The organism is Streptomyces sp. NBC_01478, from assembly GCF_036227225.1.
In the GTDB taxonomy this organism is placed as follows: Bacteria; Actinomycetota; Actinomycetes; order Streptomycetales; family Streptomycetaceae; genus Streptomyces.
The window spans coordinates 5,460,925-5,487,055 of sequence record NZ_CP109444.1 but is presented as its reverse complement, the minus strand read 5'-3'; the positions used below and the strand labels follow the sequence as shown (position 1 = coordinate 5,487,055).

Genomic DNA, 26,131 nt, shown 5'->3' with positions numbered 1-26,131 from the left:
TCAACTGTCGGACCGGGAGGCGGCCACCCGACCGTGGCCCGAATGCGTGGATTACGCTCTGAGGCATGGCCGACGCACCGTACAAGCTGATCCTCCTCCGCCACGGCGAGAGCGAGTGGAACGCGAAGAACCTGTTCACCGGCTGGGTGGACGTCAACCTGAACGAGAAGGGCGAGAAGGAGGCAGTCCGCGGTGGCGAGCTCCTGAAGGACGCCGATCTCCTCCCCGACGTGGTCCACACGTCCCTCCAGAGGCGCGCGATCCGCACGGCGCAGCTCGCGCTCGAATCCGCGGACCGCCACTGGATCCCGGTCCACCGAAGCTGGCGCCTGAACGAGCGCCACTACGGCGCCCTCCAGGGCAAGGACAAGGCCCAGACCCTCGCGGAGTTCGGCGAGGAGCAGTTCATGCTGTGGCGCCGTTCCTACGACACCCCGCCGCCCCCGCTGTCCGACGACTCGGAGTTCTCCCAGTCCGCGGACCCGCGCTACGCGACGATCCCGCCGGAGCTGCGCCCCCGCACGGAGTGCCTGAAGGACGTCGTCGTCCGCATGCTCCCGTACTGGTACGACGGCATCGTCCCCGACCTCCTCGCGGGCCGCACGGTCCTGGTCGCGGCCCACGGCAACAGCCTCCGCGCCCTGGTCAAGCACCTCGACGGCATCTCGGACGCGGACATCGCGGGCCTGAACATCCCGACGGGCATCCCGCTGGCGTACGAACTGGACGCCGACTTCAAGCCGGTGAAGGCCGGGGGGACGTATCTGGACCCTGCCGCGGCCGCGGCGGCGATCGAGGCGGTCAAGAACCAGGGCAAGAAGAAGTAGGCCGAACTGAAGAAGCCCCCTACCTGCGGGTTTTCCGCCAGGAGGGGGCTCTTCTGTGTACTCGGGCCGTGTGTGGGCCGTCGCGCTTGGATGCGGCGCAGTCTCACCCGGACGCATACCAGGAAGGCCAGCGGGGGGATGCGGTGTCCGTCACCCACGTCACCACGCGCATCACGTGGACAGTCCGACCGGCGCTCTCCCTGCGGATGGTGCACCGCCAGGGCATCGAACTTCCTTCGTGCGCCCACGACTTCAGGTCCCCACGGCCTCACGTGACCGTGTCGAGTCTCGGTTGATGGTTGACGGGTTGGCGTCGGGTGATCCCTGACGTCTGCCCTGGACGATCTTCCGGTGGTTGTGTTCGCCGGACTTGCGGACGACCCGGCGGGCATGACCGCGGCCGGGCTGGATGCGCTGTCCGGCGACCACGAAGCCGCCCGTGCTGCTGACGGTGCGCTCGGCGATCTGCGCAGCGGGAGGCGGTGGTTGCGGTGGCGGGCCGGCCGGACGGCGGCCTTGCAGACGACCGCAGGCAGAGGCCGGCAGCGGGCTGGGCAGGGTGGCCTTGAGGACCTTCTGTTCGTCGAGGACCTGGAGCACTCGCCCGTCCAGCCGCAGGATGACGCGTTGTCCGGCGAACGGCCAGCCGATCAGCACCTTGTCGCCGTCCAGGCCGACGTAGCCGACCGCGTTGACGGTGCGGTCCACCTCCACCGCCCCACCCGTCTTCCGCGCCGGGCCGGGGTCGTCCGGCCACGGTTCGGCCGGGCGGGCATCGCCACTGGCCAGCAGGGCTTTGAGGTCCCGCCCGGACAGCTTCGAGGGCAGCGTCTTGTGCCTCGCGCCGCTGATGAGGACGTGCAGCCGGTTGACGTCGATGCGCAAGGTGACCGGGGTGCCGGCCAGGACCGGGCCGAACCAGATCTGCTGCCCGCGCAGGCTCAGGTTCCCCGAGGCGGGCACTACCCGGTCCACTTCGACGGCACCGATCTCGCCCTCGGCCAACGGCCAGGCTGCGGGCGCCGGTTCAGGCGGCGGATCCGGCGGTGCCGCGGGGCGACCAGGTCGAGGCGGGCCACATATCCACCGCCGCCCGCACCGCCGCCGGGTCCGCGAACGGGGTGCAGCCGTCGAGGAGTTCACGCCGCAGCGTCTGGTGGAACCGCTCGATCTTCCCCGTGGTGGTCGGGGACCTGGGCTTGGTGAGCCGGTGGGCGATGGCGTTCTCCCGGCAGATCCGGTCGGACATCGTCTCCCCGGGCCTGCCGGAACCGAACCGGGCGGTGAACTGCCTGCCGTTGTCGGTGAGCACCTCTTCCGGCACTCCGACCGGGGACGGCGAAGGTGTCGGACGACATCTTTCACGCGTCCTGTGGCCCCCTCAACCTCAGCGAAGTACTCCTCCTGTTCCGCAGGGGCGGTCCGTCTCAATTTCCGTCTCGTTCCGCCCCGTTCACGACCGTTCAGGCGAGACCCACAACCCTGGATCAGTGGCTGGCCGCACTGGCGTCGCGGCGTCGGCGGCGGACGGCGGCCGCGAAGGTCGTCAGTCCGCCCAGGACCAGGGTCAGGCTGGCCGCGATGATCAGATGAGCAGTGGAAGAGGCCCCGGTGGCCGCGAGTGAGGCGCTCCCGGCGACGATGCCGGTTCCGGTACCGCTGAGGTAGTTCACGATCGTTTTCCTCTCGGCGACCTGCCGGTCGCATCGGATCAGGTGTACTCGGTGGATCAGGTTCTGGGGACGCGCCGGTGCGACGGTGCGGGTCACTTCCAGGCGGAGACGCGGGTGGCGTACGACTTCACGACCGAGGAGACGAACCAGTAGGCGCGCACGGTGGAGAAGACCAATCCGGGCAGCATCAGTACGTCGACCAGGACGCCCTTCCAGCCGAGGTGGCGGGTGCGGAAGGCGGCGTACGCGATCCAGAAGGCGACCAGGCACAGCCAGACCGGGTCCAGGACGAAGCCGGTGTGGGCGATCACGCCGGTCCAGGTGGCCAGCCAGACCAGCGTGTAGAGGAAGCCGACGAAGCCGAACACCATGCTGGTGATGGAGAACCAGGTGTGCTTGGTCCAGCCGCGGCGCCGCAGGGTGTCGACCGTGCCGCGTCCCCAGCGCTCCCGCTGACCGATCAGCTCGCGCAGGGTCGGCATGAGGTCGGTGTAGGCGATGCAGTGCTGGTTGGCCGTGACCTTCCAGCCCGCTTCCTTCAGCGCGAGCGTCGTCTCGTAGTCCTCCACGAGGTTGGCGTGGTTCTCCCAGAACACCTCCCCGCGCCAGCGCAGGATGCTCAGCAACGCCTCGGTGCGGTAGAAGGAGCCGGCGCCGGACATGCTGTGGATGCCGAGGCGGTAGCGGCCGCGGGCGTAGCGCCCGTATTCCATGATCTGCATTCCGAGCAGATAGCGCTGCCAGAGGTTCTTCCACAGTCCGGTGCGGCCGAGACAGGTGGCGCTGAGTCCGCCCAATCGCCGGTCGGAGGCCATGACGTTGCGCGCCCGTTCCAGGAACTTCGGGTGCAGGCTGGTGTCCGCGTCCATGACCAGCAGGTACTTTGCGGCGCCCGCCAGTCCGCCGGATGCACGGTTCAGCCAGTCGATGCCGTGGTTGAGGGCGCCTGCCTTCTTGTGCGGGTTGTCCGGCAGGTTGAAGACGACCGTGCGCGGCACACCAGGACGGTCGGCGAACCGACGGGCGAACTCCTCGGTCCGGTCGGAGGAGTTGTTGACCACGACGACGATCAGGGCGGGTGGTGCGCTCTGAGCGGCCAGTGATTCCAGGGCCAGCAGCACACCGGCCTCCTCGTCGCGGGCGGGGAGGATCACGGCGGTCTCCAGCAACGGGGCCGCGCCCTGGGTGACCAGCCGTCGGCGGTGCGCGGCGTGCCCGCGTCGACCTCTGCTGTGGTCGGGCCGGCCCCGGTGGCGGCTTTCGTCAGTGGGCGGAAGGCCTGACGGGACCCTGACCGCTGGGCCCGGGTGTCCAGCGGTGATCATGTGGTCGGACATGGTGTGGTTGTTGCCCCCCGCGGCATGGCTGCCGCTTCTTTCCTCGACGGCCGTTGGGCCGCCCTGTTGCCTGCTGCTGCCCGGTACCGATTCCCCCCGGCACGGAGCAAGCGCCACCACCGCGACGGGCGATGGCACGAGAGGCCATTGTTGAAGCACTGGTTACGGTCTCGGAAGAGTGATGGAGGGGCGCGCAGGAGCCTGGACGAGGGCAGTAGAGCGAAACAGGGATTGAGTTGTGAGAACAGGGCGCGCATTTTCTCTACGCGCCCCCTGCGCGTGACCCGAAGATGAGAACGCCCGACGCGGCGGTACCTCCAGATGGCCCGCCGCACCACAACCGCACCGGATCGAGCGGGGAACAGCGGGGACCACGGCGAAAACGACGGAGCCTGACGAGACCTCAACCCGGCCGTTCGCCCAGGTCGGCGTCCGAGCCATCTGCGGATGCCCGCCGCTTCCCAAGCTGATGGCTCGGTGCCGGACCGGGCAACTCCCGTGAGGCGTCGACAGGCCGGCACTCGTGACTGTGTTGACCGGGCCGTCCCCGGGCCGTCCGCTTGATCAAGCCGCTGTGCCGCCCCCCCCCACCCGGAAGTGGATCGGAAGCGGATCGGTTCTGGTGGCGGAAGCGGTCGTGGCGGTGGCATGCGAGGTGTCCATCAGCCTCTGTGCGATGTGTGGGTGAAGTCAGCGCACTGTCGCGACCGTTGGAGCGCCCATGAACGACCTCGGTCCACCGCTGTTCGGCCCCCCTGTGCCGGACTCCCCGCCGCCCGCCCCCGCCGTGCCGAACCCGCCGGCGGCCTACCGTGCCGGTGGGCTGATACCGCCCCCCGGAGTCGCCCGCACCTGGGGGCTCACCGTCATCGGGGTGCCCTTGCTGCTCGTCCTGATCCTGGGGTTGGTCGACGGTTCGTTTTCGACCGGGGGAGGCGGAGCGCAGGCCCAGCCGTGGACCCCGCCCACCGCGTCGTACACGTACACCCAATCCGTCGAGGCGAGCCCCTACGCCGCCTCCGACCCGGTCACCACGCCCGCCCCGACCCCGACGGACGAGGCCACCCCGACGGGCGAGACCACCACCCCGACGGACGGGACCACCGCCGCGGCGGAGCCGGCAGCCGCCGTCACCGCCTACTTCGCGGCGATCAACAACCGTGACTACTCGACGGCTTGGGCCCTGGGTGGCAAGAACCTGGGCGACGCCGACTACGACGCGTTCGTCGCGGGTTACGCCACTACCGAGCGCGACACGATCAGCCAGGTGTCCGTGCAGGGGACCGTCGTGACGCTGGTCCTCAACGCCCTTCAGACGGACGGCACTTCGCACTCGTACAACGCCGCCTACACCGTGCTCGACGGTGTGATCACCCAGGGCACGGCAACCCCGATCGGCTGACCATCCCGCACGAGTGGAGCGCTGAACCATCGTGAGCACACAGGCACCGCACCGCAATCCGCCCGGCCCACCGCCCGAGGCGCCGCCGCAGGTCACCCGCGTGTACGCGCGCACCAAGGCCACCCGCCTGCTGTCCGCGGGCACTTACCTCGACCCCGGCTACCGCAAGGACGTCATCCGCGAACTGCTCAAGAAACGCTTCAGAGTGGTCGCGCCGTCCTACGGCTACGACGCCGTGTCGATCCTCGCCCACGCACTCGCCGCGCGCCGACTGCGCCGTATCCAATGGGGAGTTGGGGGAGGTTCGGCGGCCCTGCTGCTGATCCTGCTGAGCAAAGGCGCGCTGGGCCCCTTCGTCGCCGCGCAGCTCCTGTTCTGGGTGCTGTGGGGCGCGGCCTACCTGCGTCGGATCGTCACCCTGCACATCCTGATGACCCGCCTGAAGGAGACCGGCCCCGTCGGCGGCTTCGACGGCGCCTACCCCGGCGGCGCCAAGCTCACCGACGCCCTGATCGGCAAGATCGACGCCGAGCAGGGCAGCCACGACGGCCTTGTCTTCTACGGCGGTTTCCGGCCCTTCGTCGGCGCCGGTCTGCCCCTGCGCGACTGGGCGAACGCCCAACTGCTGCTCGGCGCGCCCAAGAACCGCCTCGCCGCGCGCAAGGACTTCGACGTCAACGGGTCAGGATCCGGGGCCGACCTGGACAAGGTGGACCGCAAGCCCGTCCTGCCGTTCACCGTCCACAAGATCACCTCGTACGTCGCCGCCCGGATGGACGCGGAACTGCGCGACGAGGTCCGCCGGGACGAACGGATCGAGGGGCTGACCGTCGAGCAGCGCCGCTACACGACGGCGATCCGCACCAACGACCGGTCCCTGGGCGCCGGTTGGTCCAAGTTGCCCGGCATGGACGATCTGCCGGGCATCCACTGGCGGGAGGACTACGACGCGGCCCGCGAGTATCTGTGCGTGCGCGTCGGATCCTGGAACGAGGAGCTGGTGACCTCGATCTTCGTCGGGTTCGACCTCAAGGGTGACACCCTGCACACCGAGTTCTACACCTATGTACTCGGGCCGCTGGTAGGGGAGTTCCACCTCGTCGACCAACTGCCGGACTCGTTCGACCGCCGATTGGCGGTGCGGGTCGCGTGGGACATGGTCAAGGCCGTGCCGCGCTGGTGCCTGACGCTGCCACTGTGGCCGCTGCGGGTGTGGCCGCTGCGGCTGTTCCCCGAGCGGTACCTGCCGAGGCCGGTGCGCCGGCTGGTGCGGCTCTGGCGGGGCGGGCGGTCCACCATCGAGTTCGCCGCGGCGAGCGCGACGGTCGACACCAGCGAGTTCCGTCTCGCCCGCTACGCGAACGAGGCGGTGGACTGCGGCGCGCTGACGAGCGTCCGGGAGATGGCCACCAGCGACACCTACCACCACTTCTTCCAGAAGACCGATGCCCTGAAGTACTCGCAGATCGTCGAGCGCCGACTGCTGCACACCATCCGGCAGTTCCTGGACGAGCACGACGTGGATCTCGCCGACCACGACCGCGCGCAGACCAACATCCTCGTCGGGGACAACTCCCAGGCGATCTTCGGCGGGCACAACGAGAACTTCGGTTACAACTACCAGCCGTCGGGCCCTGATTCGTCCGGCAGCGGAGGCGGGGATTCGTCATGAGCGAGAGCCATACGTTCGGAGACAACAACCAGGTCATCGTCGGTGGGGAGAACAAGGGCTTCGGCTACAACTACCATGCGGCGCCCGCGACTTCGGCCGCCGAACCGCAGACCTCCGACCAGACCTCCGACCAGACCTCCGGGCAGGCGCCGCCCGTCGGCCACGACCGCAGCCGCAGTGTCTTCGTCGTGCACGGCCGGGACGAAGAGGTGCGGCAGGCGATGTTCGAGCTGCTGCGCCGGCTCGACCTACGGCCGCTGGAATGGGAGGAGTTGGTGCGGGCCACCGGCAAGACCGCGCCCTTCCTCGGCGAGGTGGTCATGAACGCACCGGCGCAGGCGCAGGCCGCCCTGGTCCTGCTCACCCCGGACGACGTCGCCAAGCTCCACCCGCACCTGCTCGGCAACCGCGAGCGGGACGACGAGACCCAACTCACCGGCCAGCCGCGGCAGAACGTGCTGATCGAGCTGGGCATGGTGCTGATGGCCTACCCCGAGCGGACCGTCATCGTCGAGGTCGGCCGGCTGCGGCATGTCGCCGACACCGCGGGCATCAACGTCATCCGGTTCGACGGCACCGAGTCCTCCCTCGCGAAGATCGCCGCGCGGCTGAGACTGGCCGGCTGCCAACTCGACGACAGCCGGCCGGAATGGCGCGACACCCGGTACTTCCAGAGCCTCTCCGCGTATCGGAGGCTCGCCTGAACCGGGGAGGACCGGAGAGGACTTGAGAGGACTTGAGAGAAATGGGGACGGACGCCGAGCGTCCGTCCCCATTTCTTTCTTTCTCATACGCGGTCCAGTCCGGACGCGAGAACCCTCAAGAAGGCCGCCACCTCCCGCATATCGATCCGCTCCAGATCGGCGGGCCGCACCACCACCCGCAACTCCCGGCAGACCGCGCCCTCCCGTGACCGGGCGACGAAGGACATCAGGATCAGCCGCAGCAGACTGTCCTGGTCGAGGTGATCGAGCCGGGACAGTCCCGATCCGACCAACGGCATGGCCACCCGCTCCAGTTGGGCGTGCCGGTGCAGCGCGTCCCACAGTCGGCCGAGGCCGAGCCAGAGTTCCTCCACACTGGACGCGGCCACACAGTCGTTGCCGATACGGCTGTACGCGACCGCGAACACCAGCCTCGGCCGGGTGCCCAGGACGGCCACCGTGCCGACCGGATACCGGTCCAGTTTGCCCAGCGGCTTGCGGTCCCGGTCCTCCCGCCCGACCGGCGCGACCCCGGCGAGCGCCGCGACCAGTTCCGCGTCCAGGCGCCGTACGTCACCGTCGTACCGCCGGAGCAGCAACTGCCCTTGCACACTGGCCGCGTTGATGACCTCGCCGTCCGCCGACGCGGTGTCGAAGGTGTCGCAGAACCCGACGACGAGATGCGCCGGCTGGTCGAACACGTCGCCCGCCTCGACCACCACCGTCAGATCGGGCCGCCGGAACACCTGCTCCACCCGCGGTACCGGCCGCGCCTGGACCAGCCCCCACACCAGGCAGGCCCCCAACGACACCACCATGACCGTGCCGGGATCGGGAAAGCTCCGCGGGAAGAATTGCCCGACGAACTGAAGCACCGCCGATATTCCGCCGAAAGCCACCATCGTGTTGCGGGCGAAAACCCTTCGGGCGCGCCCGGTGCCGTAGAGCCTCAGAAAGCGCACCGGCATGCGTAGTCGGGACACACGGCTTCTCCAAGGCATCATGATAATCTTCTTGTCACTTCTCGGTGACACAGGGTGATACACGGGCGCGGCGGGGGCGACGCGGGTGGCCGATGGACGAGTGCGTATTCAGGTCAAAGTGCTGGGGCCGGTCCGGCTCGACGTCGACGGGATTCCGGTCAGGCTGACTCCGCTGACCACCCGGCTGCTGGTCCGCCTGGTGGCCGCCGAGGGCGAGGCCGTTCCGGTGCGTCAACTGCGGCGTGACGTATGGGGGTTGGCGGACGGGCCCCGTCATCTGGACCAGCGCAATCGCAACGAGGTGCAGAAGCGCGTCCTGGAGCTGCGGCGCGCGCTCGATCCCGGCCAGGACGGCACCGCCGCGCGCGTGCTGCGCACCGAGCAGCAGGTCACCGTGCACGGCCCGGAGACCGCCTACCGTCTGGTGCTGAGGTCCGAGGAACTGGACAGCGCACGGTTCACGACGGTCGTCGGTGCCGCCCTCCTGGCCCCGCCCGCGACCGCCGCCCATGAGCTCGACGAGGCGCTGCGGCTGATCCGGGGCCGGCCGCTGGCCGAGGTCAACGGCGAGACCTTCGCCGACCCCTTCATCCGCCGGCTCACCGCCCTGCTGGACTCCGCCCGGCGTGAACTGGTCCGTGTCCAGGCCGACTTGGGCCGCCCGGACCTCGCGCTGCCGGTCGCCGAGCTGATCGTCCGCGACCATCCCGACGACCTCGACGCGGCGCGCACCCTGGACACCCTGCGGGCCGCGCTGCGCGCCCGCCACGGTGCCGAACTGCTGCGCCACCGGGTCCCGTTGCCCGGCCAGCGGGCGGACGTCGTCCTCGTCCGCGGCGACCTGTTCGAGCAGACGGACTGCAACCTGGTGGTCGGCTTCACCGACACCTTCGACACGGAGACCGACCAGGACATCGTCATCAGCCGCGACAGCGTGCAGAGTCAGCTCGTCGACCGGCTCTTCGGCGGCCGACGCCGCCTGCTGGACGAGAAGTTGAAGGCCGGGCTGCGCACCGTACAGGCCGTCGGCACGGAGACCGCGCGGGCCAAGCCGCGCGGTCGGCGGGTCCGTTATCCGGTGGGTACGACCGTTGCCGTACCCGTCGACGGCCGGCGGATCTTCGCGGTCGCCTATTCGCGGCTCGGCAACGACCTGGTGGCCCGGTCCGGTGACGAGGATCTGCGCGCGGGCCTGGACAGGCTCTGGGCCTCGGTGGCCGTGCACGGCCTGTTCAGACCGGTCGCCGTCCCGCTCATCGGCTCCGGCCTCGCCCGCGTGACCGACCTCGACCGCAGCCAGCTCGTGGCCCTGATCGTCGACTCGTTCATCGCCGCGTGCCGCCGGTACCCCGCGCTCACCCCCGAACTGCGCATAGTGGTCCGCCCGGAGGACCTGGCCAGCACCGACCTGTCGCCGGTCGAGCGACGCTTCCACGAACTGGTCCCGGATCTGGAGCCCGCGCCGGGACCCGACCGGGTGGAATGACCAAGGCAGGCAAGGAAGTTGAGGCCGCCGAGCCAGCGCCAGCGCCCGAGTCCGTGCCCGATCCTGAGTCCGAGCCAGCGCCAGCGCCAGCGCCAATGCCAGCGCCCGAGCCAATGCCCGAGTCCGAGCCAGCGCCCGAGCCAATGCCCGAGTCCGTGCCCGAGTCCGTGCCTGCACCAGTGCCCGAGCCCGAGCCTGCACCAGTGCCAGTGCCAGTGCCCGTGCCCGTGCCCGTGCCCGTGCCCGTGCCCGAGCCAATGCCCGAGTCCGAGCCAGTGCCCGAGCCCGCACCAGTGCCAGTGCCCGAGCCCGCACCAGTGCCAGTGCCAGTGCCAGTGCCAGTGCCAGTGCCAGTGCCCGAGCCCGCACCAGTGCCCGAGCCCGAGTCCGAGTCCGAGTCCGTGCCCGAACTAGTGCCCGAGCTCGAGCCCGCGCCAGTGCCCGTGCCCGAGCTAGTGCCCGAGCCAGTGCCCGAGCCTGAGCCCGAGTCCGAGCCAGTGCCAGTGCCTGAGCCCGAGTCCGAGCCAGTGCCCGAGCCTGAGCCCGAGTCCGCGCCAGTGCCCGAGCCCGAGCCCGAGCCCGAGTCCGAGCCCGCGCCAGTGCCCGCCCCCGCCCCCGCCCCCGAGGTGAGACCGGGCGGCCCGCGGCGACCGTCCCCCGCTCCGACAGGTTCCTCCGCATCTACGGCTCCCCCACGCGGCATCGCCCGCCGGTCCTGGCCCGCCACCGCCACCCGGCCTCACCGGATCCCAGTGCACCGTCGCCGGCGCTTCCGCGGGTAGCCGCCATCCGCTTCCGATCCGATTCCGACGCCGGGGGGCAAGTCTCGACGTCGGTGGGCAAGGCTCAGGGCATCGGTGAGTCCGGCGGCAGCCACTCCCTCATCTCGGCCCCCGCTCCCACCGCACGGAGCGCCGCCACCGCCGCCTCGGCGTCCGCCTCCGGCACACCGCCGAGAATCACGGCAGGCACCTCCGTCGCCAGAACCTTGCCGCGCCAGAGGCTGAGCCCCGTCAACTCGCGTACGGCCTGGGCGACTTCGAGCACCCGGGCACCGGGATCGGTGATCACCACGTCGTAGGCGAGGTCGTCGCAGACCAGCTCGAAGTACTCGGTGTGGTCAGCGTGTTCGGTGCGTTCGGCGTGGTCGGTGTCCTCGGTCGCCATCGCCTCATCTTCCCAACCGGCGGGCCCGCACGGCACGATGGCGTCGCAGGAACTCAGGGGGTGCCGTGGGAAACAAAGAGACCGAACAGGCCGCGATCACACACGTGTTGGCCGTGGAACGAGCCGCCGGCCGCGACCCGAGGGACGTGCGGACGACGGACCTCCCGTACGACATCGACAGCGCGCCCCGCATGATCGAGGTCAAGGCGTTCAGCGGCTCGGCGCGCAGCGTGCCACTGGCGTTGGAACACCGGCAGGTCAACGCCGCCAAGGCGAATCCCGAGCGCTTCTACCTCTACGTGGTGGACAACCTCGCCGGCCCGGACGGAGCCGAGGTCGGCGTGCGCGTCCTGCACGGCGAGGTCCTCCTGGCGATGATCGAACGATCCCGGCCCCAGGTCACCCACTGGCCCACGTTCCGCGTGGCGGAGTACGACCAGGCGGAGCGACTTGGCTGAGCGGCCGATGATCAGGATCGAATACCGCCGGACCGGCCCGTACGTCGAGCAGGGCTGGGAGAACCGGGAAGGAGCGGACCTCGCCGTCGTCACCGTCGCCGATCTGCGCTGGTACTTCTTCCTGTCCGACCTCGGGTTCACGATCGGCGAGGCAGTGCTGACCCCGCCGTGGTCGTGGACGCCCGTGTTCGACTTCCTGTGGTCGATGAAGGGGGTACTCGGCCACCTTGAGCGGGGCGAGCGTACGACGATCGGCTTCACCGAGAACGCGGAGCTGATCGAGTTCGTCCCGGAACCGGACGGCGAGCGGGTACGGATCTCGTGCACGTACACGACAGTGGAAGCGGTCTGCGAGCGCCGTGATCTCAAGGACGCCTGGCTGGTCCTTCGCGAGGCCGTACTGACGCGGCTCAGCGGCGAGTACCCCGAGCTCGCGGCCAACCCCGCACTCGCCGGACTCTGACTCTGAGCGCCTGGCCGACGCGGGCGGCGAGCGACGCCCTGGATATTTCTTGTCATTACGTAGATACGGGACGTGACCGGGCGAGAGGATGAGCGCTCGGCGCAGTTCATACGCACTCTCGGGGGGAAGAGCACCCATGGCGAACCAGTACCCCGGCCCACCACCGGAACAGCCGCCCGGACAGAACCCGTACACCGGCCCGTCCGGCGGTCCCTACGCCGAGGGCGGCTACGGCTACCCGCAGGCCGTGCCGCAGTCGTATCCGCAGACGCAGCCTCAAATCCCTTACGGCGCACCGATGTTGACCCTCGGGGACATCGCCGTCAACGGTGACACCATCGTGAGCCCGGCCGGGCCGATGCCGCTCAGAGGGGCGGTGTGGACGGCGACCGACATGTCGCGTACCGAGGAGCGGATCCCGCCGCACGCGATCGTGCTCGCGGTCGTCTTCTTCCTGCTCTGCTTCGTCGGGCTGCTGTTCCTCCTCATGAAGGAGCGCGTGACCACCGGCTTCGTGCAGGTCAGCGTCAACAGCGGCGGCCGGCACCACTCCACGATGATCCCGGTGCAGTCGCGCGAGCAGGTCGTCTACGTGCTGAACCAGGTCACGTACGCCCAGTCGATCAGCATGTGAGGACGGCGAGCACGCAGCAGACGGCCCGGGTCCTCGTGCACCCGGGCCGTCTTCTGTGTGCCGCGTCAGCGGGACCTCAGCGCCGCCAACTCGCCTTCGCCAGCGCCGGAACGAATCGCAGCGCGTCCACCGTGCCCACGCCCGTCGCCATGTCGTATCCGTTGACCGCCGTGTAACCGGTCACGCCCGCATACGTGTTGTTCGTGCCGTCGTTCACATCCACGATGCCGTTGCCCTTGGCGCCGTGCTTCGCGAGCGCGTACAGCGCCGAGTTGATGTTGCCCACCCGGTGCCCCGCCGCCTGGTCCGCGAGGGCGATGATGCCCGAGAAGAGCGGGCTGGCCTCGCTCGTGCCGCCGTAGACGTCCCAGCCGACGGCCGTCGGGTCGAAGCTGGAGTACGTCCACGCACCGCCGTTGACCGCCGCGGCCATCGACACGTCGGGCGTGGCGCGCTGGGGGCCGACGACGCTCTTCACGCCGTTCTGGAAGGACGGGCGGGCGAACACGTGGGACTGGCCGCCGCCGCCCGCGCCGTAGTCGTTGTAGACGCTGTCCGGCGTGACCCGGTCGCCCTTGTCGTTCAGGTGGAGCTGCGTGCCACCGATCGACGTCACCAACGGGTCCGAGGAAGGCCAGGAGTTGACGGGCTTGTCGTAGAACGCCGACCCGTCCAGGTTGTAGTCGGTGGCGCCGCCGTCGCCGGAGGAGGCGAGGACGGTCACGTGCTTGCGGTTGGCGTCCTGGAAGGCGTAGCGCAGCTTCTTGATGCTGGAGAAGTCGCCCTGGTCGAAGCCGGGGAAGGTGTTCTCCGTGGCGCCGAAGCTCTGCGTGATGACGTCGCCGACGCCGTGGTCGATCAGGTACTTCTCGGCGTCCATCATCTCCGGCAGACCGGTCACGCCCTCGGTCTCGGCGACCGCCGTCTCCACCAGCACGATCTTCGCGTCGGGCGCGACCGCGTGGGCCATCTCGACGTCGAGGGTGGATTCGCCGGCCCAGCCGGTCATGTCCGCGTTCTTGGGGTCGAAGACGGGCACGTTGCCCCACTTGACGACCTTGACCTTGGTGCTCTTCAGGCCGAACTGCTTGCTGTAGACGTCGAGATCGTGCTGGATCGTCGGCGAGCCGAAGGAGTCGACGATGACGATCGTCCGCCCCTTGCCCGTAATGCCCTTCTTGTAAAGCGAGTTGAGGTTGTACGCGGTGCGGTACTGCAGCGGGGTGTAGCAGGCGATCTGCCACTTGGCCTCGCACTGCGCGCTGGTGAGCGGGGTCGGCACGTCCCGCGCGAGGGTGTGTCCGGTGATGGCCGGGATCACCTTCGTCTGCGGTACGGCGGCGGGCGCGGCGCTGCTGATACCGGCCAGCGGCGCTGTCGCCAGCGCGGCGGCGGCGAGGGCGGCGGTGGCGGCCGTAGAAGCCGCGACGGCGCGTCTGTTGTGGGCTATGCGCATGAATGCCCCCTGGGTGGTTACGAGTTGCACGCAATGGTCTGCGTGCATCTCACCCAGTGAGACATGCACAGGACAAGACAGTTGAACTGCCGATGTCGAACCCTTTGCCCAAACAGCACTCAATGCACGAACGGAGCTGACGATCGGCCCTCTTGACTCAGGCGGCGGACCCGGCGAGGCGCTGGAACGCCTCCGTGGTGCGGGGGTGCGCGATCTCGTCCAGCACGTGCCGCCACTCGGGGTCGCCCGTGGCGGGGTGCGCCAGGTCCCACGCGGCCAGCAGCGGCGCGAGGGAGTTCTCGCCGGGGACCGTGGTGGAGTCGGAGTTCGTGAACTGCGTTGATTCCATGGGACGTTCCTTCCGGACGAGGGCCCCGGGGGGACCGGCTTCCTTCTACGATGCCTTCGCGCGCCTCGAGGAACCATGGAGCGCCCCACCCGGTCGGGGGTGGGGCTGGCCGGTGGTCAGATCGAATACGGCACCGCGTGCACCTCGTCCGCCCGGTGCCCCGCACGTTCATGGACGCGCTGGACCGCCTCGGGCGACGGCGCCTCCGACAGGCAGTAGACGGTTCCGCTCTCCGGGTCCGCCCAGGCCCGCTCGAAGTGGACGCCCTCGTCCCTCTCCACGGCGAGATCCGCCTTGTGGGCCGCCATCAACTGGTCGGCCGTGATGCCCTTCATTCCATGGTGTACGTCCATGTACTGAGCCATGACCGCGCACCTCCTTCCGTTCCTTCCATGCTGCGCCCGTACGGTGTTCCCGGCCACCGAGCACGACGAAGGGGCCCCGGTGCCGCAAAGCACCCGGAGCCCCTTCGACGGAACCGACGGAATCAGCGGAATCAAAGGCCCTGCACGTCGGTCAGCCGCACTGGCACGGGTTGCCGGACTGGCACCCGCACCCGCAGCCCGAGCCGCAGCCGCAGGCGCCGAAGAGCGGGAGACTCTTGATCTCGGCGGGCTGCTGCGTCTCGCGCTCCTGCGTCGGGTCCGGCGTCGTGGCGGGGGATTCGGCCATGGGTCCTCCTAGAGGCTGGTGCCTGTGCCCATTGGATGCCCGCTCCGCCGGGCGCATCAACGGCGCATGGAGGCTTCCCCGCAAGCCCCCACCCCGGCCCGGACCCGCAGGACGCACCGGACCCGCCGGACCCGGTGGCCCCAGCCCGGAGGGCTACGCGCCCTCCGCCCCCGTCACCGGCTGGATGTCCGGCTGGAGCTCGTCCGCGTGCTCGCCCGTCACCAGGAACACCACGCGCTTCGCGACCGACACCGCGTGGTCCGCGAAACGCTCGTAGTAGCGGCCGAGCAGCGTCACGTCGACCGCGGTCTCGATGCCGTGCTTCCACTTGTCGTCCAGCAGGTGCTGGAAGAGCGTGCGGTGCAGCAGGTCCATCGCGTCGTCGTCCTGCTCCAACTGGAGCGCCAGGTCGACGTCCTTCGTGATGATGACCTCGGCCGCCTTGGCCATCAGGCGCTGGGCGAGCTGGCCCATCTCCAGGATGGTCGCGTGCAGGTCGTGCGGTACGGCCCGCTCCGGGAAGCGCAGCCGGGCGAGCTTCGCCACGTGCTGGGCGAGGTCGCCGGAGCGCTCCAGGTCGGCCGACATGCGCAGGGACGTGACGACGATGCGCAGGTCCGTCGCCACCGGCTGCTGCCGGGCCAGCAGGGCTATGGCCCGTGCTTCCAGGTCGTGCTGGAGGTCGTCGACCTTCTTGTCGGCCTCGATGACGCTCTCGGCCAGCTTCAGGTCGGAGTCCAGGATCGCCGTCGTGGCGCGTCCGATCGCCGAGCCGGTCAGCCGGGCCATCTCCACCAGACCGTCACCGATCGAGTCAAGTTCCTCGTGGTACGCGTCCCGCATCAGGGTTCCCTCTCCTACGTTCGCTTCGGGGGCTCAGGGGCCCCGGGCCCGTCGGTTGTGACTAAAAACCGGCCCTTCCACCCCACGCTCCCACGTTCCCGTTCCTACGCGACGGTTTCCGCCACCCCAAATGAACCAATACTGGCTCCAAGGTGAACTCTGGGCGACGAGTGTTCGAGGTCGCACTCCGATGGCTGTGGCCAGGAGGTATCCCATGCCTAACCTGGGGGCATGGACGTGAACGCGGCGGTCGCCGCAGCGGCAGCGATCGCCGGGGTGCTCACCGGTGTCATCGCCATGCTGGCGTTCCGCTGGAGCGAACGCGACCAGAAACGGCCGACCAGGACCTCCCTGCACACGGACCCGGTGCTTCCGCCGGGTGTGGACACCGTGCTCTCGGTGCTCCGCTCCTCGGCCGTCGTCCTGGACGAGGCGGACGCCGTGGTCAAGGCCAGCTCGGCGGCGTACGCCCTCGGACTGGTCCGCGGCGGGAAACTCTCCGTCGACCCGATGCTCCAGATGGCCCGGGACACCCGGCGCGACGGCGAGATACGCCAGGTCGAGCTGGATCTGCCCCGGCGCGGCACCGGCCGCGGGGAGGCCCTCGCGGTCTCCGCCCGGGTGGCGCCGCTCGGCTCCCGGCTCGTCCTGCTCCTCGTGGAGGACCTCACCGAGGCCCGCCGTATCGAGGCCGTACGACGTGACTTCGTGGCGAATGTCAGCCACGAACTGAAGACCCCGGTCGGCGCGCTCTCCCTCCTCTCGGAGGCGGTCATGGACGCCTCCGACGACCCTGAGGCGGTGGAGCGTTTCGCCGGCCGGATGCAGATCGAGGCCACGCGCCTGACCAATCTCGTGCAGGAGCTCATCGACCTGTCGCGGGTCCAGAACGACGACCCCCTCGAAGACGCCGAACCCGTCCGCGTCGACGAACTCGTCGCCGAGGCCATCGACCGCTGCCGGCACCAGGCCGGCACCAAGCAGATCACCATGGCCGCCGGCGGCACCGCCGACCTGCATGTCTACGGGAACCGGGGCCAACTGGCCGCCGCCCTCGGAAACCTGGTCGAGAACGCCGTCAACTACTCGCCCGCCCGCACCCGCGTCGGCATAGCCGCACGCCGGGTCTCCGCGGGCGGCGGCGACCACATCGAGGTCGCCGTCACCGACCAGGGCATCGGCATCTCCGAGAAGGACAAGGAGCGCGTGTTCGAGCGCTTCTACCGTGTCGACCCGGCCCGCTCACGGGCCACCGGCGGTACGGGTCTCGGACTGGCGATCGTCAAGCACGTGGCCGCCTCGCACGGCGGGGAGGTCACGGTGTGGAGCTCCGAGGGACAGGGCTCCACGTTCACCCTGAGGCTGCCGGAGGCGGGTGCGGCCCGCGACCGTGCCCACCAGCACCCCGACCTCGACGACGAGGTCGAGGGGTCCCCTGAACCATCCCCGTACGAACCGCTTCCCGCCCCGGAGGTCCTTCCGTGACCCGAGTGCTCGTCGTCGAGGACGAGGAGTCCTTCTCCGACGCCCTGTCGTACATGCTCCGCAAAGAGGGCTTCGAGGTCGCCATCGCGACCACCGGGCCCGACGGGCTCGACGAGTTCGAGCGCAACGGCGCCGACCTCGTCCTGCTCGACCTGATGCTGCCGGGGCTGCCCGGCACGGAGGTCTGCCGCCAACTGCGCGGCCGCTCCAACGTCCCCGTCATCATGGTGACCGCCAAGGACAGCGAGATCGACAAGGTCGTAGGCCTGGAAATAGGAGCCGATGACTACGTCACCAAGCCCTTCTCGTCCCGCGAGCTCGTCGCCCGTATCCGGGCCGTCCTGCGCCGCCGCGGCGAGCCCGAGGAGGTCACCCCGGCCGCCCTCGAGGCGGGTCCGGTCCGCATGGACGTGGATCGCCACGTGGTCACGGTCTCCGGCTCCAAGGTCGACCTGCCCCTCAAGGAGTTCGACCTGCTGGAGATGCTCCTGCGCAACGCGGGCCGCGTACTGACCCGCATGCAGCTCATCGACAGAGTCTGGGGCGCCGACTACGTGGGCGACACCAAGACCCTGGACGTCCACGTCAAGCGCCTCCGCGCCAAGATCGAGCCGGACCCGGGCGCGCCCAGGTATCTGGTGACGGTGCGGGGTCTGGGCTACAAGTTCGAGCCGTAAAGAGCGGCCCCGGACGCAGGCCGCCGGACGGAGTCCGGCGCAGCACCTCGAAGCCCGCGCAGCGGTGCGAGAGGTGCGTCGGAAATGGTGTTCGAGCCGTAGACCGACCGCCAGGCCTTAGGCAGTGCGTACGACGAAGGGCGGGACCTCTGTGTGAGGTCCCGCCCTTCGTCGTACGACGTGCTGCTACGGCCGCTCAGCCGGCGGACGCCGACTCCGTGGCCGTCGCGCTCGCGGAGGCCGAGTCGGTCGGGGTGGCCGACGTGCTCTTGCCCGGCTTCGGGGAGGCGGAGGTGGTCGCGGAGGCGCCCGGGGCGGCCGTGGGGATCGCGGTCGGGCCCCACTTGGTGAAGTAGCTGTCGGCCGGGACGACGAACGCGCTCAGGCCCACCCCGCCGGTCGTGCTGAGGGTGAAGGTGACCTTCTGGGCGTTGCCGTCCTGGAGGCTGTCGCCGGGGCTGGCCAGCGCCGCGGAGGCGTTGCCCTTGCCGCCCAGGATCAGCGAGCCGCCGGCCGGGACGACCAGTTTGCCCTTGCCCTTCGCGGGGGTCAGCGTGACGCTGCCGGCGCCGTCGACGCTGACGGAGTCCAGGGTCTGGTCCTTGACACCGGTGTTGAACAGGGTCGCGGAGATCACCGCGGGGCCCGCGCCTTCGGTACCGGACTCGGTGAGGGGCTGGGTGATGACGAGCGCGTTCTGCACCTTGATGTCGCCGACGGAGGCGGCCGCGTTGTCCGGCTTGACCTCCAGCGTCTGGGCGTCGTTGCCGGCACCGCACGCGGCGAGCGAGGCGATCGAGAACGCGATGGCGGCGGCGGCGAGGGTGCCGCGTCGAAGGCTGCTGCTCACGGCGGCGGCTACTCCTTGAACGTGGGCGGAGCAGGGCGACTCCCGAATAAAGCCGCCCTAAGTGTCTGTCAGCGGCCTTAGGTTACCGAGCCGTTCCCGCGCCACCGCACCCGACCCTCCCCCAACCGGGTACCCGTGTGCCACAAGTGACTCACGGGTCACTTGTGCCCGGCGCTCGTCCGGCATTCACATAAGCAGCTCAGCCGTCCGTCGGCGGATTTTCCGTGAAGAATGCAGGGCACCTCGAAGAATTGATCACCGGTCGTTCCACGCCACCTCGGTGATCAATTCCGGATTCGTCTCGCACCGGGCTCCGGCCACCGAACGGAGTAGCGGAAGTCAGGCACTTGGAACCAGACATTTGGGGACGTTCGCCCACTTGGGGACGCCTCCGGATGTGTGTAACGTACGCGTTTCACCTCGCCCGGAGAGCTGCTCCGACCTGCGAATACCCTCTTCCGCTCGGCTTCCGCAGCACGTTCCTGTTGCTGTTGTCAAGCCCCGAGATATGCCCTGACCTGCGAAAACGCCATTCAGAACCCGCAGTTTCCGTGTTACCCTGGATAGCCACGGAAGGGGTACCTGTCACATGACGTTCAAGGTTGGCGACACCGTGGTCTATCCCCATCACGGGGCCGCGCTGATCGAGGCTATCGAAACTCGCCAGATCAAAGGCGTGGACAAGACCTACTTGGTGCTGAAGGTCGCTCAGGGTGACCTGACGGTGCGTGTGCCAGCGGACAATGCGGAGTTCGTCGGCGTACGTGATGTGGTCGGTCAGGACGGGCTGGACCGGGTCTTCGAGGTGCTGCGCGCTCCGTATGCCGAGGAGCCCACGAACTGGTCGCGTCGTTACAAGGCAAATCTCGAGAAGCTCGCCTCCGGCGATGTCATCAAGGTCGCGGAAGTAGTCCGTGACCTGTGGCGTCGTGAGCGCGAGCGCGGACTGTCCGCAGGTGAGAAGCGCATGCTCGCCAAGGCTCGCCAGATCCTGGTGAGTGAGCTCGCGCTCGCGGAGAACACGAACGAGGACAAGGCCGAGGCCCTGCTCGACGAGGTTCTCGCGTCCTGACGCAGGCGACTGGTACGCCCTGCTCAGCACACTGAAATGCCGTGGTGCCCGATGACAGTCCCCCTGTCGCCGGGCGCTTCGGCATGTTCGGAGGAAATTTCCCGACCTCACCGAACGCCGGAGAGACATCCCCCGATAATGGCGTGCCGGGCCCGGGCAGCAGGCTCGACCGGTGTCACGGAAGGGTCCGGTCAAGGCGTCGCGCCCGGCACTCCTGAGGCCATACCCACGTAGGTCGAGCACACAAACCTGACAGGAACCGATGTCTGACGATTCGCGCTCTTCGCAGGCGCAGTCCTCCGTCGCCGCCGTGATCCCGGCCGCCGGACGGGGCGTACGCCTAGGCCCGGGCGCTCCCAAAGCGCTACGCGCGCTGAACGGCACTCCCATGCTCATCCACGCGATCCGCGCACTCGCCGCGTCCCGCGCGGTCTCCCTGGTCGTCGTCGTGGCCCCGCCCGACGGCGCCGCCGAGGTCAAGACCCTCCTCGACGCCCACGCGCTGCCCGAGCGCACCGACTTCCTGGTCGTCCCCGGCGGCGACTCCCGCCAGGAGTCCGTGAAGCTCGGCCTGGACGCGCTGCCCCCCGGCCACGACATCGTCCTGGTCCACGACGCGGCCCGCCCGCTCGTCCCGGTCGACACGGTCGACGCGGTCATCGAGGCCGTACGGGACGGAGCCCCCGCCGTCGTACCGGCCCTGCCCCTCGCCGACACGGTCAAGGAAGTCGAGCCGGCCGAGACGCCGGGCGCACCGGAACCGGTCGTAGCCACCCCGGAACGCGCCCGCCTCCGCGCCGTACAGACCCCGCAGGGCTTCGACCGCGCCACGCTCGTCCACGCCCACGAGACGGTCACCGACAACGTCACCGACGACGCGAGCATGGTCGAGCAGCTCGGCCTGACGGTCGTGGTCGTCCCCGGTCACGAGGAGGCCTTCAAGGTGACCCGCCCCCTGGACCTCGTCCTCGCGGAGGCGGTCCTGGCCCGCAGGAGGCTCAACGATGGCTTCTGACCCGTACCCCCTCCCTCAGGTCGGCATCGGCACCGACATCCACGCCTTCGAGGAGGGCCGAGACCTGTGGTGCGCCGGCCTCAAGTGGGAGAACGAGGGCCCGGGCCTGGCCGGCCACTCCGACGCGGACGTCGTGGCCCACGCGGCCTGCAACGCCCTCTTCTCGGCAGCGGCCCTCGGCGACCTGGGCCAGCACTTCGGCACGGGCCGCCCGGAGTGGTCGGGCGCGTCCGGCATCACGCTCCTGACAGAGGCCGCGCGGATCGTCCGCGAGGCGGGCTTCACCATCGGCAACATCGCCGTACAGGTGATCGGCCCGCGCCCGAAGATCGGCAAGCGCAGGGACGAGGCGCAGAAGCTGTTGTCGGAGGCGGCGGGAGCCCCGGTCTCGGTGTCAGGCGCAACAACGGACGGTTTGGGCTTCCCGGGACGGAACGAGGGCTTGATGGCGGTGGCAACGGCGTTGGTGGTGAAACGCGGCTGACTGGTCCGAGTTTTTTAGGGGCGCGAGGCTGTATCGATTTGCGGCTCCGCCGCGTGGGCGCGACCAGCCCCCACCGGGCCCGCACCCGAAAACGGCTAATCCGCCGGAAGGCACCGGGCACCCTGTACCGCCCACTACCCTTGTACCGTGACCATTCGTCTGTACGACACCAGCGCCCGGCAGATTCGCGACTTCACCCCGCTCACAGCGGGCTGTGTCTCGATCTACCTGTGTGGTGCCACCGTGCAGGCCGCCCCCCACATCGGCCACATCCGCTCGGGCCTGAACTTCGACATCCTCCGCCGCTGGTTCGAATACCGCGGCTACGGCGTCACGTTCATCCGCAACGTCACGGACATCGACGACAAGATCATCGCCAAGTCCCGTGACCAGGGCCGCCCTTGGTGGGCGATCGGGTACGAGAACGAGCGCGCGTTCAACGACGGCTACAGCGCACTCGGCTGCCTCCCGCCGACGTACGAACCGCGGGCGACCGGCCACGTCCCCGAGATGATCGAGATGATGCGCGGGCTGATCGAGCGCGGTCACGCGTACGAGGCCGACGGCAGCGTCTACTTCGACGTGCGCTCGTACCCGGACTACCTCCAGCTCTCCAACCAGGACATCGACGACCTGCGCCAGCCCTCCGAGGACGGCATCACCGGGAAACGCGACCCCCGCGACTTCGCGATGTGGAAGGCCACCAAGCCGGGCGAGCCCGACTGGGAGACCCCGTGGGGCCGCGGCCGCCCCGGCTGGCACCTGGAGTGCTCGGCGATGGCGCACAAGTACCTGGGCCCCGCCTTCGACATCCACGGCGGCGGCCTCGACCTGATCTTCCCGCACCACGAGAACGAGATCGCCCAGGCCAAGGGCTACGGCGACGACTTCGCGCAGTACTGGGTGCACAACGCCTGGGTCACCATGAGCGGCGAGAAGATGTCGAAGTCGCTCGGCAACAGCGTGCTGGTGAGCGAGATGGTCAAGGTGTGGCGGCCGATCGTGCTGCGCTACTACCTCGGCACCCCGCACTACCGCTCGATGATCGAGTACAGCGAGGAGGCCCTGCGCGAGGCGGAGTCCGCGTTCGCGCGGATCGAGGGCTTCGTGCAGCGAGTCACCGAAAAGGCAGGGAAGGCCGGGGGAGTCGTCGAGCCCGCGGCCGAAGTGCCGCCGGCGTTCGCCGAGGCGATGGACGACGACCTGGGCGTGCCGCAGGCCCTCGCCGTCGTGCACACCACGGTCCGGCAGGGCAACAGCGCGCTGGCCGCCGACGACAAGGAAGCCGCCGTAGCGCGTCTCGCCGAGGTGCGCGCCATGCTCGGCGTCCTCGGTCTGGACCCGCTGGACCCGCAGTGGGCCGGCGAGACCGACCGCGGCGAGGACCTGCACGGTGTCGTCGACACCCTGGTCCGCATGGTCCTCGACCAGCGCGAGGCCGCCCGGGGCCGTAAGGACTGGGGCACCGCGGACGCCATCCGCGACCAGCTCAACCAGTCGGGCCTGATCATCGAGGACGGCCCGCAGGGCCCCCGCTGGACCCTCGGCCCACGCTGAACCCGTCCCGGTCAACGAAGATCGACTGTGCCGCCCGGCCCTCCGGGCGGCACACTGCATAGACGTACGTCCACAAACTCTTGATACGACTCTGAACAGACAGGTAGGTCATGGCAGCCAACAACCGCCGCATGTCCGGCAAGAAGGGCGCGCAGGTCGGCAGTGGCGGCCAGCGGCGCAGGGGCCTCGAAGGCAAGGGCCCCACCCCGCCCGCCGAGGCGCGCAAGGGCCACAAGAAGAACCGCATCGCCAACTCCAAGGCCAAGCAGGTCCAGCGTCGCCCTGCGGCGCGCGGGCGCGGCGGCAAGGGCACGTCCGAGATGGTCGTGGGGCGCAACCCGGTCGTGGAGGCGCTGCGCGAGGGCGTCCCGGCGGTCACGCTCTACGTCCAGCAGTTCATCGACAACGACGAGCGGGTGCGCGAGGCGCTCCAGCTCGTCGCCGAGCGCGGCGGCGTCCACCTCATGGAGGCCCCGCGCCCCGAGCTGGACCGCATGACGAACGGCCTCAACCACCAGGGCATGGTCCTCCAGGTCCCGGCCTACGAGTACGCGCACGCCGAGGACCTCGCCAACGCGGCCTACGACAAGGGCGAGGATCCGCTGATCGTCGCCCTCGACGGGGTGACCGACCCGCGCAACCTCGGCGCGATCGTCCGCTCGGCCTCCGCCTTCGGCGGGCACGGTGTCCTGGTGCCCGAGCGGCGCGCGGCCGGCATGACCGCCGGCGCCTGGAAGACGTCCGCCGGTGCCGCCGCCCGTACACCCGTCGCCCGCGCCACCAACCTGACGCGCGCCCTGGAGGCGTACAAGAAGGCGGGCCTCGCGATCGTGGGCCTGGCCGCCGACGGTGACACCGAGGTCGGTGAACTCGCCGCGCTGGAAGGCCCGGTGGTCATCGTCGTCGGCAGCGAGGGCAAGGGCCTGTCCCGACTCGTGGGCGAGACCTGTGACTTCAGGGTCCGGATCCCGATGCCAGGCGGCGGGGAATCCCTCAACGCCGGTGTGGCGGCGGGCATCGTGCTCTACGAGGCGGCACGCAAGCGTTCCTGAACGGGCGTTCGGCGCCGTCCCCCACTCGGGGCAATCTGGGCGCCGCGCGCCCGCTTGACGCGGTCCGGACACTTCCGGCGAGTCAAAGCAGTGTCCTAAACACACGTCACTCGGTTAGATGAGTGTGGACACCAGAACACCCCGCACACCCACGGGGGACGGCCCGTCGGGCTTCGACGACGCTCCCGCGCTGAGCATGGTGAAGGTGCCGAGCGATCCGGCGCAGATCATCGTCAATCATGCGAGCTTCCGCGTGCAGTTGGGCGCCTCGACGCGTTCCCCGTCGCCGCGGATCGCACGGCACCTGAGCGCCACCGAGGTCCCCGGCCGGATCCCCGCCGCCGGCGCGCGCCGCCGGCCCGTCGTCTGGAGCGGCAAGTCCGCCCCGGACGACACCGGCGCCCACCGGCTGCTCCAGGCCGTGCGCGGCACGGGCGTCCGGCACGGCGAAGAACCGGGCGGCGACGCCGGAGCCACGCAGGTCATCCCCCGTATCGACAGCGGCAGTTACGACGGCGACCTGACCGTGCAGACCATCGAGACCCCGGTCGTCGGCCCCCAGCGCGGCGGCGATCACGACACCGGCGAGAACCGACTCCTGCCGCCCATGCGGACGGTGGGCAGCGCCTACGACGAACCCGCCTACGGGGACCAGGAGTTCGAGGACTTCGAGGGCGCGGAACGCGAGCGCCGCACCAGACGCAACCCCAACGAGCCCGTACGGCACGCCTATTACCCAGGCCGCCGGATGAACCTCGGCGTGGTTCTCCTCCCGCTCCGCATCTTCCTGGGCTTCATCTCCATCTACGCCGGCATGGGCAAGCTGTGCGACCCCGTCTACTTCGACGGCGGCAAGCGCGGCTCGATGGTGAAGTGGCTCAACACCCTGCACCCGTGGGAAGTCGCCGAGCCACTACGGCAGTTCGCGCTCCAGCACCCGGTCGGCTCCGGCCTCGTCATCGCCTTCGCACAGGTCATCGTGGGCGTCCTCACGATCCTCGGCCTGTGGCAGCGGGTCGCCGCGGTCTTCGGCGCGCTGCTCTCGGCGGCACTGATCGTCACGGTGAGCTGGAAGACCGTCCCGGCCTACGACGCGCCGGACATCATCTATCTCGCCGCGTGGTCCCCGCTGATCATCGCGGGCGCCCCGGTCTACTCGGTCGACGGCCGCCTCGCGGGCAGCGCCTGGCGCCGCCTCGGACCCCGCGCGGACATCTGGGAGTTGCGCCGCTACGTCCTGCGCCGCGGCGCCCTCGTCACGGCCGTCGCCATCGGACTCACTCTGCTCGTCGGCTCGTTGCTCGGCGGCGCGGTCCGCGACTCCAGCCGTGTGGTCGTCCCCGGCCCCGGCGAGGCCCCGCGCAACGAACTGCCGGGCGCCCCGCTCCCCGGAGAGCCGACCAAGAGCCACAGCAGCAGCCCCAAGGCGTCCAAGTCACCGTCCCGGCACGCGACTTCACCCAAGCCGTCCGGTGCCGCGACAACCCCGGGCGCGACCCGCTCCTCCTCCGGTACGGCCACCAGCGGCGCCCCCAGCCAGACCCAGGGCACCGCGGGCCGCACCCAGCCCCAGCAGTCCTCCCCGGCCGGCCAGGCCCCCAGCACCACCTCAGGACCCACGTCCGGCGGCGGTACCAGCGGCGGCACCGGCTCCAACGGCGGCTCCAGCACCGGGGGTTCGTCCTCCTCCGGCCAGCCGGGCCTGGTGGGCGGCCTGTTGGGGTAACTGGGCCGGTGGGCGGCTTGTTGACGCAGTCGCCCACCGGCTGACTCCGGTAAATACCAAGAGGGCCCGCACTTTCCAGTGCGGGCC

General features: G+C 69.8%; 26 protein-coding genes and 1 pseudogene. 16 read left to right on the top strand and 11 right to left on the bottom strand.

Features of this window, described 5'->3' with window-relative positions:
• The first annotated feature begins 65 nt into the window (after positions 1-65).
• Positions 66-827, top strand: a complete 762-nt coding sequence (locus OG223_RS24625) for a phosphoglyceromutase (RefSeq protein WP_329252566.1) — start codon at positions 66-68, stop codon at positions 825-827.
• A 252-nt stretch (positions 828-1,079) separates the two neighbouring features.
• Here OG223_RS24625 and OG223_RS24620 read toward each other — a convergent pair.
• From OG223_RS24620 to OG223_RS24610, 3 genes and pseudogenes are all read right to left on the bottom strand, one after another.
• Positions 1,080-2,154, bottom strand: a pseudogene (locus tag OG223_RS24620) (integrase core domain-containing protein); the annotation flags it as partial.
• Between the two features lie 160 nt (positions 2,155-2,314).
• Positions 2,315-2,500 (bottom strand): hypothetical protein, encoded by a 186-nt coding sequence (locus OG223_RS24615; RefSeq protein WP_329252563.1) that lies wholly within the window; start codon positions 2,498-2,500, stop codon positions 2,315-2,317.
• Positions 2,501-2,592: 92 nt separating this feature from the next.
• Positions 2,593-3,654, bottom strand: a complete 1,062-nt coding sequence (locus tag OG223_RS24610) for a glycosyltransferase (RefSeq protein WP_329252560.1) — start codon at positions 3,652-3,654, stop codon at positions 2,593-2,595.
• A 904-nt stretch (positions 3,655-4,558) separates the two neighbouring features.
• Here OG223_RS24610 and OG223_RS24605 point away from each other — a divergent pair.
• Genes OG223_RS24605 through OG223_RS24595 form a run of 3 tightly spaced genes read left to right on the top strand, consistent with a single transcriptional unit; the run spans position 4,559 to position 7,615 of the window.
• Positions 4,559-5,239 carry a hypothetical protein gene (locus OG223_RS24605; protein WP_329252557.1) on the top strand — a complete coding sequence of 227 codons (681 nt, stop codon included), beginning with the start codon at positions 4,559-4,561 and terminating at the stop codon, positions 5,237-5,239.
• A 31-nt stretch (positions 5,240-5,270) separates the two neighbouring features.
• A complete protein-coding gene (locus OG223_RS24600) occupies positions 5,271-6,911 on the top strand; it encodes a hypothetical protein (RefSeq protein ID WP_329252554.1) in 1,641 nt (546 codons plus the stop codon).
• Complete coding sequence (locus tag OG223_RS24595; protein ID WP_329252552.1) at positions 6,908-7,615, top strand: nucleotide-binding protein; 708 nt, start codon at positions 6,908-6,910, stop codon at positions 7,613-7,615. Before OG223_RS24600 ends, OG223_RS24595 begins: the two co-directional genes overlap by 4 nt.
• A gap of 83 nt (positions 7,616-7,698) precedes the next feature.
• On the opposite strand, the gene OG223_RS24590 is transcribed toward OG223_RS24595, so the two are convergent.
• Positions 7,699-8,598 (bottom strand): macro domain-containing protein, encoded by a 900-nt coding sequence (locus OG223_RS24590; protein ID WP_329252550.1) that lies wholly within the window; start codon positions 8,596-8,598, stop codon positions 7,699-7,701.
• 100 nt (positions 8,599-8,698) lie between these two features.
• Here OG223_RS24590 and OG223_RS24585 point away from each other — a divergent pair, with 100 nt between their 5' ends.
• Complete coding sequence (locus OG223_RS24585; RefSeq protein ID WP_329252548.1) at positions 8,699-10,084, top strand: macro domain-containing protein; 1,386 nt, start codon at positions 8,699-8,701, stop codon at positions 10,082-10,084.
• 846 nt (positions 10,085-10,930) lie between these two features.
• On the opposite strand, the gene OG223_RS24580 is transcribed toward OG223_RS24585, so the two are convergent.
• On the bottom strand, positions 10,931-11,251 hold the full coding sequence (locus tag OG223_RS24580; protein WP_329252546.1) for a ribosomal protein L7/L12: 321 nt from the start codon (positions 11,249-11,251) through the stop codon (positions 10,931-10,933).
• A gap of 65 nt (positions 11,252-11,316) precedes the next feature.
• Between OG223_RS24580 and OG223_RS24575 the strand changes: the two genes are divergently transcribed.
• The 3 genes from OG223_RS24575 to OG223_RS24565 all read left to right on the top strand — a co-directional run bounded on the left by OG223_RS24575 (position 11,317) and on the right by OG223_RS24565 (position 12,806).
• The gene (locus OG223_RS24575; protein WP_329252544.1) at positions 11,317-11,709 is read left to right on the top strand and encodes a protein NO VEIN domain-containing protein; all 393 of its coding nucleotides are present in this window, start codon (positions 11,317-11,319) and stop codon (positions 11,707-11,709) included.
• Between the two features lie 7 nt (positions 11,710-11,716).
• Positions 11,717-12,172 (top strand): hypothetical protein, encoded by a 456-nt coding sequence (locus OG223_RS24570; RefSeq protein ID WP_329252541.1) that lies wholly within the window; start codon positions 11,717-11,719, stop codon positions 12,170-12,172.
• A gap of 136 nt (positions 12,173-12,308) precedes the next feature.
• Positions 12,309-12,806: a hypothetical protein gene (locus OG223_RS24565; protein WP_329252538.1), complete on the top strand. Its 498-nt coding sequence runs from the start codon at positions 12,309-12,311 to the stop codon at positions 12,804-12,806.
• Between the two features lie 76 nt (positions 12,807-12,882).
• Here the strand turns inward: OG223_RS24565 and OG223_RS24560 are convergent, their stop codons facing one another.
• From OG223_RS24560 to phoU, 5 genes are all read right to left on the bottom strand, one after another.
• The gene (locus OG223_RS24560; RefSeq protein ID WP_329252535.1) at positions 12,883-14,262 is read right to left on the bottom strand and encodes a S53 family peptidase; all 1,380 of its coding nucleotides are present in this window, start codon (positions 14,260-14,262) and stop codon (positions 12,883-12,885) included.
• 157 nt (positions 14,263-14,419) lie between these two features.
• A complete protein-coding gene (locus OG223_RS24555) occupies positions 14,420-14,611 on the bottom strand; it encodes a hypothetical protein (protein WP_266858551.1) in 192 nt (63 codons plus the stop codon).
• 116 nt (positions 14,612-14,727) lie between these two features.
• A complete protein-coding gene (locus OG223_RS24550) occupies positions 14,728-14,976 on the bottom strand; it encodes an SCO4226 family nickel-binding protein (RefSeq protein ID WP_329252532.1) in 249 nt (82 codons plus the stop codon).
• Positions 14,977-15,127: 151 nt separating this feature from the next.
• Positions 15,128-15,283: a hypothetical protein gene (locus OG223_RS24545; RefSeq protein ID WP_019062518.1), complete on the bottom strand. Its 156-nt coding sequence runs from the start codon at positions 15,281-15,283 to the stop codon at positions 15,128-15,130.
• 153 nt (positions 15,284-15,436) lie between these two features.
• Entirely contained in the window at positions 15,437-16,126 is a 690-nt protein-coding gene (phoU, locus tag OG223_RS24540; RefSeq protein ID WP_266858549.1) for a phosphate signaling complex protein PhoU, read from the bottom strand.
• A gap of 231 nt (positions 16,127-16,357) precedes the next feature.
• Between phoU and OG223_RS24535 the strand changes: the two genes are divergently transcribed.
• Complete coding sequence (locus tag OG223_RS24535) at positions 16,358-17,611, top strand: sensor histidine kinase (RefSeq protein ID WP_033281263.1); 1,254 nt, start codon at positions 16,358-16,360, stop codon at positions 17,609-17,611.
• Entirely contained in the window at positions 17,608-18,288 is a 681-nt protein-coding gene (locus tag OG223_RS24530) for a response regulator transcription factor (RefSeq protein ID WP_009340348.1), read from the top strand. Before OG223_RS24535 ends, OG223_RS24530 begins: the two co-directional genes overlap by 4 nt.
• A gap of 196 nt (positions 18,289-18,484) precedes the next feature.
• Here OG223_RS24530 and OG223_RS24525 read toward each other — a convergent pair whose 3' ends face one another.
• The gene (locus OG223_RS24525; RefSeq protein WP_329252524.1) at positions 18,485-19,138 is read right to left on the bottom strand and encodes a DUF461 domain-containing protein; all 654 of its coding nucleotides are present in this window, start codon (positions 19,136-19,138) and stop codon (positions 18,485-18,487) included.
• Positions 19,139-19,727: 589 nt separating this feature from the next.
• Between OG223_RS24525 and OG223_RS24520 the strand changes: the two genes are divergently transcribed.
• From OG223_RS24520 to OG223_RS24495, 6 genes are all read left to right on the top strand, one after another.
• Positions 19,728-20,210 (top strand): CarD family transcriptional regulator, encoded by a 483-nt coding sequence (locus tag OG223_RS24520; protein ID WP_003953493.1) that lies wholly within the window; start codon positions 19,728-19,730, stop codon positions 20,208-20,210.
• Between the two features lie 262 nt (positions 20,211-20,472).
• Entirely contained in the window at positions 20,473-21,225 is a 753-nt protein-coding gene (gene ispD / locus OG223_RS24515) for a 2-C-methyl-D-erythritol 4-phosphate cytidylyltransferase (RefSeq protein WP_329252521.1), read from the top strand.
• Positions 21,215-21,709, top strand: coding sequence for a 2-C-methyl-D-erythritol 2,4-cyclodiphosphate synthase (gene ispF, locus OG223_RS24510; protein WP_329252518.1), 495 nt, complete (start codon positions 21,215-21,217; stop codon positions 21,707-21,709). Before ispD ends, ispF begins: the two co-directional genes overlap by 11 nt.
• A gap of 147 nt (positions 21,710-21,856) precedes the next feature.
• Positions 21,857-23,266, top strand: coding sequence for a cysteine--tRNA ligase (cysS, locus tag OG223_RS24505; protein ID WP_329252515.1), 1,410 nt, complete (start codon positions 21,857-21,859; stop codon positions 23,264-23,266).
• A 110-nt stretch (positions 23,267-23,376) separates the two neighbouring features.
• Positions 23,377-24,318 (top strand): 23S rRNA (guanosine(2251)-2'-O)-methyltransferase RlmB, encoded by a 942-nt coding sequence (gene rlmB / locus OG223_RS24500; RefSeq protein ID WP_329252511.1) that lies wholly within the window; start codon positions 23,377-23,379, stop codon positions 24,316-24,318.
• Between the two features lie 118 nt (positions 24,319-24,436).
• Positions 24,437-26,044, top strand: coding sequence for a DoxX family protein (locus tag OG223_RS24495; RefSeq protein WP_329252508.1), 1,608 nt, complete (start codon positions 24,437-24,439; stop codon positions 26,042-26,044).
• The last annotated feature ends 87 nt before the right edge of the window (positions 26,045-26,131 follow it).